This is a genomic window from Candidatus Vallotiella hemipterorum (assembly GCF_910593725.1).
Taxonomy (GTDB): domain Bacteria; phylum Pseudomonadota; class Gammaproteobacteria; order Burkholderiales; family Burkholderiaceae; genus Mycetohabitans; species Mycetohabitans hemipterorum.
This window is the reverse complement of record NZ_OU343031.1, coordinates 558699-574924: the sequence shown is the minus strand read 5'-3', so window position 1 is coordinate 574924 and position 16226 is coordinate 558699. Positions and strand designations below refer to the sequence as shown.

General features: G+C 43.0%; 11 protein-coding genes and 1 pseudogene. 6 read left to right on the top strand and 6 right to left on the bottom strand.

Going from position 1 to position 16226, the window contains the following annotated elements; genetic code table 11:
• Positions 1-16: 16 nt before the first annotated feature.
• From KW136_RS01930 to xseA, 4 genes and pseudogenes are all read right to left on the bottom strand, one after another.
• Positions 17-1603, bottom strand: a pseudogene (locus KW136_RS01930) (AAA family ATPase); the annotation flags it as partial.
• 1974 nt (positions 1604-3577) lie between these two features.
• Entirely contained in the window at positions 3578-4831 is a 1254-nt protein-coding gene (gene icd, locus KW136_RS01925) for an NADP-dependent isocitrate dehydrogenase (protein ID WP_216796773.1), read from the bottom strand.
• 1089 nt (positions 4832-5920) lie between these two features.
• A complete protein-coding gene (locus tag KW136_RS01920) occupies positions 5921-6505 on the bottom strand; it encodes a superoxide dismutase (RefSeq protein ID WP_216796770.1) in 585 nt (194 codons plus the stop codon).
• A 275-nt stretch (positions 6506-6780) separates the two neighbouring features.
• On the bottom strand, positions 6781-8157 hold the full coding sequence (gene xseA / locus KW136_RS01915; protein ID WP_216796768.1) for an exodeoxyribonuclease VII large subunit: 1377 nt from the start codon (positions 8155-8157) through the stop codon (positions 6781-6783).
• Positions 8158-8566: 409 nt separating this feature from the next.
• On the opposite strand from xseA, the gene lpxK reads away from it, so the two are divergent.
• From lpxK to adk, 4 genes are all read left to right on the top strand, one after another.
• Positions 8567-9598: a tetraacyldisaccharide 4'-kinase gene (gene lpxK / locus KW136_RS01910; protein ID WP_420885620.1), complete on the top strand. Its 1032-nt coding sequence runs from the start codon at positions 8567-8569 to the stop codon at positions 9596-9598.
• The gene (locus KW136_RS01905) at positions 9579-9773 is read left to right on the top strand and encodes a Trm112 family protein (RefSeq protein WP_216796766.1); all 195 of its coding nucleotides are present in this window, start codon (positions 9579-9581) and stop codon (positions 9771-9773) included. Before lpxK ends, KW136_RS01905 begins: the two co-directional genes overlap by 20 nt.
• Positions 9774-9777: 4 nt before the next feature.
• On the top strand, positions 9778-10581 hold the full coding sequence (gene kdsB / locus KW136_RS01900; protein WP_216796764.1) for a 3-deoxy-manno-octulosonate cytidylyltransferase: 804 nt from the start codon (positions 9778-9780) through the stop codon (positions 10579-10581).
• Positions 10582-10785: 204 nt separating this feature from the next.
• Positions 10786-11457, top strand: coding sequence for an adenylate kinase (adk, locus tag KW136_RS01895; protein ID WP_216796762.1), 672 nt, complete (start codon positions 10786-10788; stop codon positions 11455-11457).
• Between the two features lie 665 nt (positions 11458-12122).
• Here adk and murJ read toward each other — a convergent pair.
• The gene (murJ, locus tag KW136_RS01890; RefSeq protein WP_216796760.1) at positions 12123-13673 is read right to left on the bottom strand and encodes a murein biosynthesis integral membrane protein MurJ; all 1551 of its coding nucleotides are present in this window, start codon (positions 13671-13673) and stop codon (positions 12123-12125) included.
• Positions 13674-13998: 325 nt separating this feature from the next.
• Between murJ and rpsT the strand changes: the two genes are divergently transcribed.
• On the top strand, positions 13999-14274 hold the full coding sequence (gene rpsT, locus KW136_RS01885) for a 30S ribosomal protein S20 (RefSeq protein ID WP_216796758.1): 276 nt from the start codon (positions 13999-14001) through the stop codon (positions 14272-14274).
• A gap of 264 nt (positions 14275-14538) precedes the next feature.
• Here rpsT and KW136_RS01880 read toward each other — a convergent pair whose 3' ends face one another.
• Positions 14539-14886, bottom strand: a complete 348-nt coding sequence (locus tag KW136_RS01880; protein ID WP_216796757.1) for a DUF3579 domain-containing protein — start codon at positions 14884-14886, stop codon at positions 14539-14541.
• 391 nt (positions 14887-15277) lie between these two features.
• Here KW136_RS01880 and argF point away from each other — a divergent pair, with 391 nt between their 5' ends.
• A complete protein-coding gene (gene argF, locus KW136_RS01875) occupies positions 15278-16210 on the top strand; it encodes an ornithine carbamoyltransferase (protein WP_216796755.1) in 933 nt (310 codons plus the stop codon).
• Positions 16211-16226: the final 16 nt, after the last annotated feature.

Sequence of the window (16226 nt, the reverse complement as noted above, 5' to 3'; positions counted from 1 at the left end):
ACCTTGGCATCATGGGATCCATTACTTGTAGCAGCACATTAAAAATGTCATCGTGCGCCTTTTCAACTTCGTCGAGCAATAGTATGAAACATGGCCTTTTTTGTGATTGACTCCGTTAGAAGCCTACCTTGATTAAATCCAACATAGCTAGGCGGCGCACTTATTAGCTGACTTACCGCATGACGCCCCATATACCAAGAGATATCGAATCGTATTAACTTTAATCTAAACGTAAAAGCTAATTGATGTGCCACCTCCGTTTTACCAACACCAGTAGGCCTAGAGAATAAGAACATATAAATTATCGGTTTATCTATCTCAAATACTATACTTTTCAAGCTATTATCCAGCATTTTTAGCTTGCTACGGTTATTCTGAGATATACTTTATACTGGTAACCGAGTGATCTTAGAAATAAGAGTTTTTATCTTGGCTTTGCTAATCCTTTTCTTTTACTTAGCTTTGGGTAAGATCCGTTGTGTGGCTCCCGCCTTGTCAATCACGTCGATGGCTTTCTCTGGTAAATGACGGTCTGTAATAAATCGTGTGGACAACTCAAACTCTATCGAGAGAGCACCAGATAAGTATGTAATACAGTGGTTCTCCTCAAAACGAAATAACTAGGTTTTAGAGCACGCAGGATCGCTACTGTTTGCTCAGCTGTTAGCTCTCTTGCGTCAATTTTCTGGAAACGCCGGGCTAAATTCCGTATTTTTTCAAAAAAATTTTGCAATTCGGTGAAGGTTGTTGCCCAGATATACTTAAGTTGACCAGAGGTTAAAGCTAGTTTTAGAAAGTTGACGCATCAAGTGTGCCGCCTAAGGCGGTGCCCACGCCAATTCATACATGAATCTCATCGATAAATAGAATAGCATTCGAACAATCCTTTAACTCTCTTAGCACCGTTTTCAGTCTCTGCTCGAAGTCGCCCAGGTACTTTGGCCCTCTAGCAGCGTTCCTATATCAAGTGAATACATGTCCGCATCTTCTAGGAAAATAGCATACTGCTGAATATGATTCATCATGCCAGACTTTTAACGATAGCAATCTTACCTACTCCAGCTTCACCTAAATTAGGAGATTACTCTTGCGACGTCGGCATAGCACCCGCACCATTCGCTCTATAATGGGTCGATATTTCCATTATGCGCTAGATGATTTAGATTTTTAGTAAATTGTGCTAGCGTCGTTTCTACTAGCATCGCTACTATTCACTAATGACTTACTTGTCAGTTTTACTACATCTGGCCCCACAGTCTTCGAAATGCCATGCGCAATAAAGTTGACCACCTCTAACCTAGTTATGATATATTTTTGCAGATAGCGTAGGCCTATGAGTCTTTTCTCTTAAAGATCGAATATAGGTCACTTTTTATCCTTGCTTGATGTCGACTGCACACACATAATCGTACAGTAAATTACTCGCTGGAAACTAAGGGTTGGCTGAGTATCAACATCATGTTTTTAGTACAAGTAGCGTGTTGTCATTACTAAAATTTTGTAGGCTCTTACGCATATTCTTGATATTCTCGTCATATCCACGAAGAACCTCTACTGCAGTAGGGTTATCTAATAATGCAAGCAATAAGTGCTTGACAATGATGCACTCATTCCTGCCTTAGAGGGCCTCTATAAATACCGTATGCAGACTGACTTCTAGCTCCCTGGAAATCATACCTTCTTCATCATGCGCTGCATTACAACTTGGTTAAACTTCGCATGTCTCGAGATGCACTTGGAATATACTCCGCATAGGGGTATAATAATTTTAGAATTATCATTCATTAAAATGGCGCGATATATCGATGGCTGATTAGCTTTTTTTCTTGCTGATCTAGTACCGTAACTTCTTATTTCTGGCGAATGGTAGAAATATACCGATTCTAATGAACTTGTCTACTTAAGTAAGCCCGGAATCTTATTAAAGATAATCCCCTATTCTCAGGTAAGAAAAAATAAGGTTTGACTAACTTTTCTTATGAAAAGTGGTACTGAGATAGCTCTAATACAGCATAATGCAGCTTTTGAATTTTTAGGCTGATAATATATAGCGTTAAGATAACTATTATACGTTATACAACCCTATATTTAATAGGCTAGATAGTAGGTTATCGACCATAAAATTATTAAATCTTTTGTAGATTATTAATAATCAAGTCATAACTTGATAAGAATACTGTAAAAAATTATTTTTACGCTTGTATGGAAAAGAAAGGGTAATGGATAAATTGGGTTAATAACTAAAAATGTCAATAAATTAAGTGGTATCTTAAAAAGAATATTTATTATTTTTAGCTTGAGCCAGTAAAAATCTTTTAGCACATTTTTATGTTTCTAGATAAAACCTTTAATGTACTTAAAGTAGCTAAAATTATTAGCTTTACGATTTTTCGGGAATAAAAATAAATCTCGAATACTGCATCAAAAATCATCTTTAGCAACTACGCAACTATGCAGTACTAATGCTTCCCTCACGTGCAGCTGGTAACTCATTGTCAAGGACCAGTTTAGCAATACCTATGGTTACGCAACTAGCTGGCTATATAAGCCAAATACCTAGTTAACGAGATACATCCTACATATTATTATAGAACATATTAAAACTTAAGCATCAAGGCACCTGACGCGTATAAAGCAGTGATATCTAGTTTGCGTAGTCTTTTCGATGAAAAGCGGCAACATAAACACGTTGATAGGAAGATCGAGTACAGTGTTCGTAACAAACAGCACTTAATGGTGCTAGGAAATGCTTGATACGTTATCTTTCGATAGCCTACAACGGATACCATCATATAGTGACACCATTGCCTGTAATATAAAAATCTACTGGAGTAGAAGCGCTCGCGTTGCGCATTGTCTGTTGGATTTATCGTCTTGATTTTGCTGTAGACAATGCTGACCCCACCAGTCTTTGACTATATTAATTTCGGAACGCGTCAGATTTACTCGTTAATGCTACACATAGTTTCTAAGAATTTCTGTAAGCTATTTTTGTTTAGCGATAGCCCGTTTCGGGATCCGCTTGTCAAACGCACAGTGATTTTTATATATTTTACCCACTTTAGATTAAACTAATTAGAACACTTACTTGAATCTCAATGGAGTCGTTTACAGGTCTCCCCTCTAGTAATACCAGTACTATGGTGGTATTAACATGTACATACGTGTTCGACTTCTAGCGAAGTTGGGTCCGATGTCTGATATATATAAAATCAATAGATTATTAATTCATATTATTAATCCTAATATAGGCTACAGATCCTTAAGCGCGTTCTTCTTTAAGGTAATACAAATGCGCGATGCATCGAAGGAGTGAGTTATATGCATAAAGCGCTGCCTGAGCTAATTTAGGTTGTTCTAATAGGAACTAGAATTGGTATATTACCTTTTGCGATTAGTCAGGGATCTTCTCGAAGACAGCACGGCTACAGATTAGTAGCGAGTTGCTTGAGCCAACGTTATTAACGTCAAGACACCATATTTAGCGCTGTAAACGGCCGATATTATTCATATAATACAGAATCTACATTGTAGACATACTATGTTAGTGTAAAATACCGGTCCGTTTAGAGTTCGATTACATATTTTCAATTAATACTTGACCGAAACCGGAACATGAGACTTGTATTGCTCCATCCATAAGACGTGCGAAATCATATGTCACTCGTTTTTGCAAAATCGACTTTTCCATCGAGGAAATAATTACATCAGCCGCCTTAGTCCAACCTAAATGTCGTAGCATCATCTCGGCTGAGAGGATTTCAGAACTAGGATTCACGTAGTCCTTTCTAGCATATTTTGGAGCCGTCCCGTGAGTCGCCTCAAACATCGCGATAGAATCTGACAGATTAGCGCCCGGCGCACTACCAATACCACCGACCTGAGCCGCTAATGCATCTGAGATATAATCTCCATTTAAATTCAGTGTAGCGATTACATCATATTCAGATGGGCGTAGCAGTATCTGCTGGAGAAACGCATCGGCGATCATATCCTTAATCAGTATTTCAGTACCACTCTTCGGGTTCTTAATTTTCATCCATGGACCACCGTCAATCAGTAGCGCACCGAACTCTTTTTGAGCGAGGGCATATCCATAGTCGCGGAATGCGCCTTCAGTAAACTTCATTATATTTCCTTTATGCACAAGCGTGACCGACTTTCGGTTATTATCAAGTACATACTGAATAGCTTTACGAATCAGTCGCTCTGTGCCCTCTCTCGATACAGGCTTGATACCAAGCCCTGATGTTTCGGGAAAACGGATTTTCTTAACACCCATTTCTTCACGAAGAAAGCGGATTACTTTCTTTGCCTGCGCAGACTCCGCAGCCCATTCAATCCCCGCATAGATATCTTCCGAATTCTCCCGGAAAATTACCATATTAATCTTCTCGGGTTCACGTACTGGTGATGGAGCGCCCTTAAAGTACCGCACCGGACGCAGGCATACGTACAGGTCTAACTCCTGGCGCAGCGCGACATTCAGGGAGCGGATTCCGCCGCTAACTGGCGTAGTCAAGGGCCCCTTGATTGAGACGACATACTCTTTTAAGACCTGTAGTGTTTCTTCTGGCAACCACACATCAGATCCGTAGATCTTGGCTGCCTTCTCACCCGCAAAGATCTCCATCCATGCAATCTTTTTTTTCCCGCCATAGGCTTTCTCAACCGCCGCATCGACTACCCTGATCATTACTGGTGTAATATCAAAGCCAATACCATCGCCCTCAATATACGGAATAACTAAATGGTCCGGAACGTTAAGCGAAAAATCCTGATTAATAATAATCTTCTCACCGGATGGAACTTTGATGTGCTGATATAGCATATTCGACTCTAATAGTGGGGACAGATTAAAAGTGTACTACGCATCAGAAACATGCTTTATTTCTGAGTCGACTGTCAAGATAGCTTGCAATAGCCTTATCTGAGATTTGTAGGTTGGCAGTTCCGTATCGGAGAGCTATTTCAGCACGCCAGAAGATTTAATCTTATTAAGATATCGATCTAGTGTCCCGTAATACTCGCGCGTATTTCACTATTTACTGCGGATGTAGATTTCGGTATCTGTATGTAATTTAGTGATACATATTGAGGTATCGTATACTTGTCTAGTAGGTATTCGATAGAAGGCAGCAAGAAATTTCTATAGCGTACTGATGATGGGCAAACGGGTATATCGTACTAATCTTGCCTTTAGGCAATAAAGATTTACTATTAAACAATAGACTGTGAACTATAGACCATAACGATATGTAAACAAATATTGATAAAGTCATTTTACATAGCATCTTATCTAACTAACGACGGCGCAATTTATTAGCAGTATATTACGGCCTAGTTTTAGAAAAATAGATTAAGTTATATTTAGTTATAACCGCTAGTTAGGATAGAGAGGCGTGGTCGTAGGATTGCTGTTAGAACTCTAATATTATATTAGTAATATTTTCTTAGCATTTAGCCAGTGATACGACCCTGTCTAGTCTGCACCCGCGTCGATGGCACAATCACGGAAGAAGACAACTACTGTTCAACCTATAACAATATTTACTTACTAGCCCATATGAATTTACTTATTCGGAATGAAGTACTTACTTACACGGTAGCATTTAATATACATTAGTGTAGCAGTTAATCTACTTAGTTCTAGTAAGAAACTTTACTAATAGCGCTTTATTATAAGTTATGTAATAATTAGTACATCTAATCTATTAGATGTACTAATAGTAAGTAATTAATTATTCGACTTTAAAAATTAGTTAGGCCTACTATAGTAGGCGATTCCGTTCTTTAATCAAAAGTCAGGCTTTTGGAGTGTTTAACGGTCTTGTATATATTGACATTGCAGGAATAACGTGTCGCTTACATAATGGCGACACGTCATAGATACTCTAAGCATCAACTCTAGGTGAGAATGTCATACGTTAAAGTTCTGAGCGGCAAAATTCCAGTTTACAACTTCCCAGAACATCTCGACAAATTTCGGGCGCGCATTACGATAGTCGATGTAGTATGCATGTTCCCAGACGTCTAGCGTTAACAATGGCATTATATTATCTGTTAACGGCGTCGCTGCGTTGCTTGTAGAGATAATATCTAGCGAGCAATCAGGATTTTTTACAAGCCAAGTCCAGCCGGATCCAAACGTGCCGACCGCTATTTTTGTAAAAGCCTTTTTAAAGGTATCATACGAATCCCACTGTGCATTAATCGCATCATTAAGACTTCCTGTTGGTGCACCGCCGCCCTGAGGCGAAAGGCTATTCCAAAAGAATGTGTGGTTCCACACTTGTGCTGCATTATTAAAAATACTACCCGTTGATTTCTGAATAATCTCCTCTACCGATAGGCTATCAAACTCTGTACCCTGGATCAGGTTATTTAGGTTTGTAACATAAGCCTGATGGTGTTTGCCATGATGAAATTCTAAAGTCTCTTCTGAGATGTACGGAGCCAGCGCATTCTTCAAGAATGGCAAGGGAGGTAGTGTGTGTTTCGTCATAGTGAAAACATCCTTTATAACAGATTGGAAACTAGATAAATGTATACTGCCGGCCATTCGATTTTAGATGAGCACGAATAATCTCGCAAATTTCTATCTTTTTTATATACAGCACTATCTTTTATTTCTATAAATAAGTCTTCACTATCCAGCAATTCAGAAATTAATACTCATATTTATACAAGTTTGTAATACCCGGATGACAGATGAATTACTTCCCCGTCCGCATTCGCATTGCCTGCCAGTTTTGCCGAGTTGAATCACCCAAATATCCACTAGAATTCGTCATTTAGACGCAGCTGCACATGCGCAATACTAATATCTGCACTGCCTTGAGCAAGATGCGCTGTTACCCTCTGACCCGCCTTAAGCTCAGCTGGTGTTCGCACGGCTGAGCCGCTATTCAGGTCTATCAACGCCGCATAGCCACGTTCTAGTGTACGTTGTGGGCTAAGTAGCTCTATACGGGTTGCTAATTCATATACTTGAGAGTTTCGACGTTCATTATATCTATGCATCGCGACGTGTAAGTTCTGCCAGAGCTGATTCATACGTTCGGTTGCCCGGTCTATATCTGGATGACCGCACTTCCAGCGCAACAGAACCATCGTTAGCCGTGCGCGCGCATCGCGCGCCGGACGCTTGCCGGCCAAACGCAATCGCAACGATACCTGCCTTAGGTATTGCAACTGCCTAGCGATCCGCTCAGCAGGGCTTACGAGGCGGTGTGCAATCGAATCTAGGTGTTGAGCTCGGCGCTCTATCATCCGTCTGAAGCCGCCCGCTAGCGCTGCATGGCGATTTACCAACTCACATAATAATACAGCGCGCGGCGCACTAACTAGTTCTGCCGCTGCCGTTGGTGTCGGCGCGCGAATATCGGCCGTAAAGTCTGCAATTGTGAAATCAGTTTCGTGCCCGACTCCAGACACAATTGGTAAGACGCTAGAGGCGATGGCCCGCGCGAGCGATTCGTCATTGAAAACCCATAAGTCCTCAATAGAACCACCTCCGCGGCACAAGATTAGTACATCGACTTCAGCGCGTCGGTTAGCTGTACCAATTATTTCTACGACACGTGAAGCTGCTTCAGCGCCTTGTACCTGTGTTGGATAGACGATAATCGGCACATGTGGTGCGCGTCGTGAAAGCGTGATTAATACATCCCGCAGCGCTGCTGCTTTCGGCGACGTAACAATGCCAATAGCCCGCGGGTGCAACGGAAGCTCGCGTTTTCGTTCAATGGTGAATAGGCCCTCTGTCTCAAGCTGGGTCTTTAGTTTTAGGAAAGCCTCATACAGCCGGCCTTGCCCGGTATGCCGAACTTCCTCTACGTTAAGTTGCAACTCGCCGCGAGGCTCGTAAATCGCAACTGTGGCACGAACCTCGATCAAGTCGCCTTCTTGAGGTATTAGCTGTGCATATTGAGCGCGTCCACGGAACATTACACAACGAATCTGTGCATAATGGTCTTTGATTGAGAAATACCAGTGGCCGCTAACCGCCCTCGTAAAGTTCGAGACTTCACCAGCGATCCAGGAAAGAGAAAACGTGCGCCCGAGTAGAATTCCAATAGCGTGGTTCACATCAGAAACAGGAATCACTATATCTCGGCTTACAAAAGGAATAGAAGAGGGAAGTTCTGTTGTCATAAAGATGATAGGATGTGCTGCACTGAGACGGTAGAGCAGCTATCTACATGTACGCTTATATCAGTTTTAGCATCACACCTACCATCTATGTCGACGCCAGTGCACTAAGTTTTTTTACACCAGACTTTACGCACTACCCTAGTGAGCTGAAAATCACTGACAATTTTCCGTTCACAGACCGCGCTACCCGGCGTAACCCTAGATCCTTACAGGGTTATTTAACATACATAGAGATAGCAGATCTAATTATAAAGAAATATGATCTGGAGTCTCTAGGCCCGGAATAGTGCCTAATTCTAGTTGGTTCTCTCATCGTATAGTCTGCGGCGCTATTATAAAGAGCTACGGCCTGCTGCTGTACCTATGCTTAATATCCAATATCTCTTCCCCCTATTTTCACACTAGTACTATGGCTATACTACTGCACCGTGTCATCGTTACTTATCTCAGTCTCATGTTCTCGCGTGAATGGCAGCGCCGTGGTGTGCTCGCTTACATGTTATGGCCTTTTTCACAACTGTTCTCTAGTATCTCTGCGCTGCGCCGTTTCATGTATGCTCACGGCTGGATCAAAACGCATCATATTAGCGTACCGGTCGTGGTAGTGGGCAATATAACGGTTGGGGGAACTGGCAAAACTCCAACAGTCATCGCACTCATTGATGCATTACGAGATGCAGCGTTCATACCCGGCGTAGTGTCGCGAGGTTATGGCGCACGCATCCTGCAGCCTACCGAGGTTAACCTCGCGTCGACACCCGCGTTGACAGGCGATGAGCCGCTATTAATTGCCCGCCGCACCGGTGTACCGGTGTGGGTTTGCCAAGATCGTGTTGCGGCGGCCCGTGCACTGGTACAGGCTCACCGAGAGATAGACGTAATCATTAGTGACGATGGTTTACAGCACTATCGGCTAGTGCGAGATATTGAACTAGTAGTCTTTGACTATCGACTGGCTGGAAATAAGTTCCTGCTGCCAGCTGGACCCTTAAGAGAACCGTTAAGTCGTACCCGAGACGCAACGCTGATTAATTACTCTAATCGGCATAGCCTACCATTATGGCCGTCTATTTTTACGTTTGCTCTAAAGCCGACCGACGCATGGCATCTAGATAATCCGGACCTACGCCGGCCACTAGTCCAGTTCGCCGGTAAACGCGTGCTCGCTGCTGCTGGCATCGGCGCACCAGAGCGTTTTTTCGAAACATTGCGTGCAATCGGCCTCGTGCTAGAAACACGCCCGCTACCTGACCATTATAATTTCGATAAAAATCTGTTCGTGACCGATATAGCTGATGCAATCCTTATTACTGAAAAAGATGCGGTAAAATGCGAGCTTTGGCATGATCCGCGTATATGGGCAGTACCTGTCGACGCTATATTGGATCCTCGTCTAATTGCGCTTATTGTGGAGAAACTTCGTGGACACTCGTCTGATTGAAATCCTTGTCTGCCCCCTATGCAAGGGATCTTTACAGCATAAGCGCAGTGCGCAAGAACTAATTTGTAATTCTGATAAGCTCGCATACCCTATCCGAGATGGCATTCCAGTGATGTTAATTGATGAGGCGCGTCATATAGTTAAAGACACATTAGGCAATTCAGGTAGAAATTAAACCAATGTCTATTGTAGTTGCGTTTACCGTTATCGTGCCAGCTCGTCTCGCCTCTACTCGTTTGCCGAGAAAACCTTTAGTCGACCTAGCTAAGAAGCCTATGATAGTGCACGTAGCCGAGCGGGCCCGTGCTTCAGGTGCAAGTCGCGTATTAATTGCTACCGATGCTCAAGCTGTACTGGATGTGTGCCAGGCCTATGGGATTGAGGCACTGCTAACTCGAACAGATCATCCGACCGGAACTGATCGACTAGCTGAAGTGGTTGAGGCCTGTAGATTTTCCGACGACGCACTAATAGTGAATGTACAAGGTGACGAACCACTAATCGAACCTCGTCTAGTCGCGGACGTTGCTACGCACCTAGCTGCCAACCAGGATTGTGCAATTGCTACCGCCGCTCATCCCATTACTGAGCTAGAAGAAGTTTTTAATCCGAATATTGTCAAGGTAGTCCTTAACGCTCGCGGTCTCGCGCTATATTTTTCTCGTGCGCCAATTCCATGGTCACGCGATGTGTATCAGCCCCAATGGAGGTCGGAAAATAGTGCTTTACCCGTAACTAGACCGCTTGCTCTAAGTACTGCAGCCGTACATCGCCATATAGGCCTATATGCATATCGGGCAGGCTTTCTACGCCGCTACCCAGGACTGACGCAATCTCCTATTGAGATTACCGAGGCACTTGAGCAACTACGAGCACTATGGCATGGAGAAAGAATTGCGGTATTGCTTACGCCACAAGCATCTCCAGCTGGAGTTGATACTCTAGCAGACCTAGAGCGAGTTCGCGCCATGTTTGCTACGTAAGCACAAACTGCATGGCATAAGCGAAGGCTTTACGCTGGTTGTTATACCCTGCTAGGGGTAGGCGGGGGATAGGCAGTATGTATAGAGCGTCTCAAGCAATAATAAATTTTCAAAACGCATGTTAAAGTTGTAGCTAGTTAAATTGGCGTTCAATGCTGATTGGTTACTCAAAAATTCATCAGTCATATCGGAAAGATAATCATCATGCGTTTAATCTTATTAGGCGCCCCTGGGGCGGGTAAAGGCACCCAGGCAACCTTTATCAAAGATAAGTTTGCGATCCCCAAAATTTCAACCGGTGACATGTTACGAGAAGCCGTAAAAACTAGAACAGAGATCGGCATTGATGCCAAGCCTTATATGGACGCTGGTGAGCTTGTGCCGGATATGCTGACTATTAAATTAGTTAAGGAACGACTACAACATCCAGATTGCAAGCATGGCTACCTATTCGACGGCTTTCCACGTACGATCCCGCAGGCTGATGCAATGAAACAGGCCGACATAGTAATCGACTACGTGCTAGAGATTGATGTACCATTTAATAAAATTATTGAGCGTATCAGTGGGCGACGCACACACACATCATCTGGACGTACATATCATATTAAGTTTAACCCCCCAAAATTTGGTTTGGTTGATGATATTACTGGCCAACCCCTAGTCCAGCGTAATGACGATAAGGAGGAAATAGTTCGAAGGCGCCTAGACGTTTACCTCATGCAAACGTACCCGTTAATTAATTACTATATGCAATGGGCAAGACGTGGTGAGGAAAATGGGCTGAGCCCTCCAAAGTACCGAAAAATCTCTGGGCTTGGTACGGTAGACGAGATTCGAAAGGACGTGTTTGAGATACTACAACCACTAGTATAAAATGCAGGGTAACTCTAAGAATCCTCCATCTAGGATGGAAGTGATGGTTTCTATTCGATTCCTTCCATACGGCAAGCCGCTCTACTTTAGAGTAGAGCACTTATTAGTACTGTTAATATAAAAGACTGATTTAAACCCTGCTACTACTTTTATAGTGTACAGGTCACGTCAGCCGTTCCATTCTCTTGAAGAGCCTAGTTGAGTGCCATAAATCAAATTCCAAGTTATCGCCAATAGTCCCTAGCAAAAGCTAGGGACTATTGGCTCCGGATTATAAAAAATTTACCAAACTATCTCTCATTTGATTATTCGTTTAAAAAACTCAAGCAGTTATGAGACTGCTGGCATTACATTGCTTTCTAATGACCATGAAACCACGCACACTTAATAGTGCAATGTATATTGCCCGCTACCTATAAGCAGGAGCTTGTAGCAAACGAAACTAGATTCCGCATCATTATTTAAATTTTAGGAAACTCTTAATTCCCATGAGAATAAATGATGCAGCCCTAAAAGTTTTGTTCTAGATCATCATATTATGTTAAGTATCTACACTGCTGCAGCACTAGCATATCAATGTCTGAAAGGTTTTTACTATATTTTAGTTTAGTGGAGGTTCTTATACTTTTATAAGTAATCTACTTAACCATTGTCGTATAAACTTATTATTTCGCACGGTGATAGAGGCATTTATACTTAAATCCCATTAGGGATAACATCATAAAATATAGTATGACAAGTATAACTAACGTTACACTTAATACAGCAATACGAATACCTGGGTAACGCCCTAGTTCTACCCAATCAAATAATTGGGCAAACCAGTGCATTACAATTGCTAGCGTGATGCACGCGATAATCAACTGCATAAAAAATACACCCCACCTGGCTGATGGGGTGTAGATTGATCGCCGACGCAAGCCAAAAAATAGAAGCAGCGCATTTACGCATGCACCGATACTAATACTTAGCGATAGACCCGCATGTGCAAGATGGGGGACTAATAAGGCATTACACAGCTGTGTAATGCCCATTACGATCAATGCGATTTTGACTGGTGTTTTAGTGTCTTGTTTAGCATAAAAACCAGGCGCAAGGATTTTAGTCAAGGTCAGCCCGAGTAACCCTACTCCATAAGCAGACAGCGCCTGCGATACCATTGATACGTCATGACTAGAAAACTGTCCATAATTAAATAATGTAGCCGTCAGGGGTTTAGCATAGATAAACAACGCGACAGCGCTAGGAGCGGCTAGTAGAAATGTAAGTCTTAAACCCCAGTCAAGCAGCGCAGAATATTCTGATGCGTCAGCATTAGTATGTGCTTTCGACAAACTAGGTAATAAAATTGTTCCAAGCGCACCACCTAGAAGCGCTGCCGGGAACTCCATCAGTCGATCCGCATAAGATAACCATGATACGCTACCAGCCTCTAGATGCGAAGCAATATTAGTGCTCACTATCAGTGATAGTTGGGCGACAGATACCGCGAAACTAGCTGGCATCATTTTCCATAGGACACGCTTTATTCCGGGGTGTGCCAGCGCGATAACTAGATTAAGCCTAATCCTTGGTATCATGTGGACTCGCTTTAGTCCTAGAAGTTGAATAAGTAGCTGTAGAATACCGCCAGCCAACACTGAGAAAGCAAGTGCGTAGATTGGAGTATCTAATCTCGGCGCAATAACTAATGTGCTGATAATAAAGCTAATATTTAATAAAACTGGAGAAAATGCTGGAAGCGAAAAATTATTATAGGTATTTAAAACGCTAGTTGCTAGCGCAGTCAGTGAGATCAATAAAATATACGGAAACATGATCTGAGTCATTGTCACCGCAAGTGCGAATATTTTATTATTGTGATGCAACCCCGATGCAACCACCCATACAATAAATCCAGAGCTAACAATTCCTAGCATCGAGAAGCCAACCAAAACCCAAGTTAATACGATACTTGTCGCATCAACTAATGCATGCGTTGCACCATGTCCTTTTTGACTCTTAAACTCAGCTAAGATTGGTACAAAAGCCTGCGAAAACGCCCCCTCAGCAGAGAGTCTGCGTAGCAGGTTCGGAATACGGAACGCAACATTAAAGGCATCAGTGTATACGCTAGCCCCAAAAGTGCTAGCAATTAATATTTCGCGCACTAATCCAGTGATCCGTGAAAGAAGGGTAAAGCTAGTAACAGTAAAAAGAGTGCGAAGTAGATTCATACGCTAACATTATACGGATCCTATGCTAAAAAACGACCAGGCTATGTGCTGTTAGCTGCGCCCTCTAATCAAGAAGTAGCAGACACTTGCCTATCTTCAGAACTAGGGTGGATCTCTATTGCTAGGGTCCTGTGTCAATGGTAAATTAATCACTTCCCCACTAATAGCTCATCCATCTAGCTAGATGCTTCTGCCTAGCGGATTTAAAAGAGTAAACGTCGATTGTGTGTCCTCAATTTTATTGATACACTAAAGTGCCTTGTTAGGCACCACAATAGCCCGCTTCTTATGATTATATTCCGTTGTAAACAGGATAAAAACCGTTATGGCTAACTCCGCGCAAGCGCGAAAGCGTACCCGTCAGGCTGCGAAAGCTAACTCACATAATTCTGCGCTACGCTCCAAAATGCGTACCGCGATTAAGGTTGTTCGTAAGGCGATTAACTCCGGCAACAAAGAAAGGTCTATCGAGGTGCTAAAGCAATCGTCAAAGACACTAGATATTATCGCTGATAAAAAAATTATTCATAAGAATAAGGCCGCTCGCCACAAAAGTCGCCTAGCTTCCGCTATAAAAGGCCTTATGCAAACTGCAGCATAAACCCCTTGCAGCCCGCTTTTTACATATATTACAGGTAATCAATCGGGCTGCAAGAAAACAGTTTAGTGCAATAATGCAGCACTGAGTAGACTTACGTAATCATGCTAGTTTTTCCAACTCGATTAGGAAGTAAAACTATGAACCTAAATCGATCGTCGTATACCAGGAGCAATCTAGGCTGCTGTACTACCGTATAATTAAGATAAATAAATATCCAAAGAAATAAGACGGCTATCTACTAAATCAATTACCAGATCTTAATACTTAACTACTGTTGCGTATAGTGACAGCTCGCTGTGCTGGATGTTCGAGTGGCAGCTCGCAAGCTTCGGTCATCAGCAGATCATTATCTCGAGCAAATTTCATTACGAAATCGAAAGCCATGGGCTCTACATCGCGCAGCCGCGAATCGACAATCACTGTCTTAATATCACCGAGCATTACGGGCCGTACATATAGTGAATACTTTAGTCTCGCGTTAGGTCCTGTCGCACCTGGACCAAACGAAGATACCACGCCGCATAGCCGTTCTGACCAGTCACTCGGCCGAAACTTTTTTCCACTCTTAGTAATGCCTTGAATGAAATATTCAGTTGAGGATGAGTTGCCCATGTGGAACACCCCGAAAGACAACCCCCCCGACGACACCTAGAGGTTCCCGCAGCATACAGTGCGTGTGTTTTCACACGCCCCACTATCGCGGTGATACCTCGGCGGTAAAATCGCCAAGAAACTTGCTTGTTATAAGCCCATATATTCCCTAGCCGCAGCACACCACTACACGCTAGACGCTTAATCCGCGGTTTTTTGTCGTTCCGCTATAATTCCACAATAACTTGTTAGTAAACTATATATTTTCCGCATCTAACTATTAGATGTTACACCACGTGGATAGGCGGCTCGTCAAAGTCAAAAAAATCCTTTATGCTGCATAACGTTTATTAAACATAGCAATGGCGGCGCTTCACGTACTAACCGGCGTCAGTCGGCTATATTTGTTTCTATGACTTCTACTAAGATAATTCGACACTACCTGCGGTTCCAAGATTTTTCTGCCGATGATTACGATTACGTGTTGGAGCGCACTCGGATTTTGAAACGGAAGTTCAAAAACTACGAAACTTATCACCCATTGCACGATCGAACGTTAGCCATGATCTTTGAGAAAAACTCAACGCGTACACGGCTCTCGTTCGAGGCCGGCATTTTCCAACTGGGGGGGCACGCCGTCTTTATGAGCACGCGAGACACACAACTAGGCCGTGGCGAGCCAATTGAAGATTCCGCACAAGTGATATCGAGAATGGTCGATATCATTATGATTAGAACCTTCGGTCAGGATATTCTGCGGCGCTTCGCGGGTAATTCACGAGTGCCAGTTATAAATGGATTGACTAATGAGTACCACCCGTGTCAAGTGCTAGCTGATGTCTTCACATTCTACGAGCATCGGGGATCAATTCGTGGAAAAACCGTCGCCTGGGTAGGTGACGCGAACAATATGGCCTATACATGGATCGAAGCTGCGTATATTCTCGGTTTTAAGCTTCGCGTTTCTACACCGCCTGGATATAGGCTTAATCATGCATTAATTAACTCAGTACATCTAAGTTCGGTTGAAGAAATAGACGATCCACGTGCTACATGCAACGGTGCTCACCTAGTTACAACTGATGTATGGACAAGTATGGGTTTCGAAAAAGAGAATGATATACGCAAGGCTGCATTTGCAGAATGGTGTGTCGATACGAAACTAATGGCGTGCGCACAGCCCGATGCGCTTTTCATGCATTGCCTGCCTACGCATCGCGGCGAGGAAGTAACTGCTGAGGTTATTGATGGTCGGCAAAGCGTTGTGTGGGATGAGGCCGAGAACCGACTGCACGTACAAAAGGCTTTAATGGAATTTTTAACGCTCGGGCGCCTAAATCATTAAATTCTAATATCGGGCG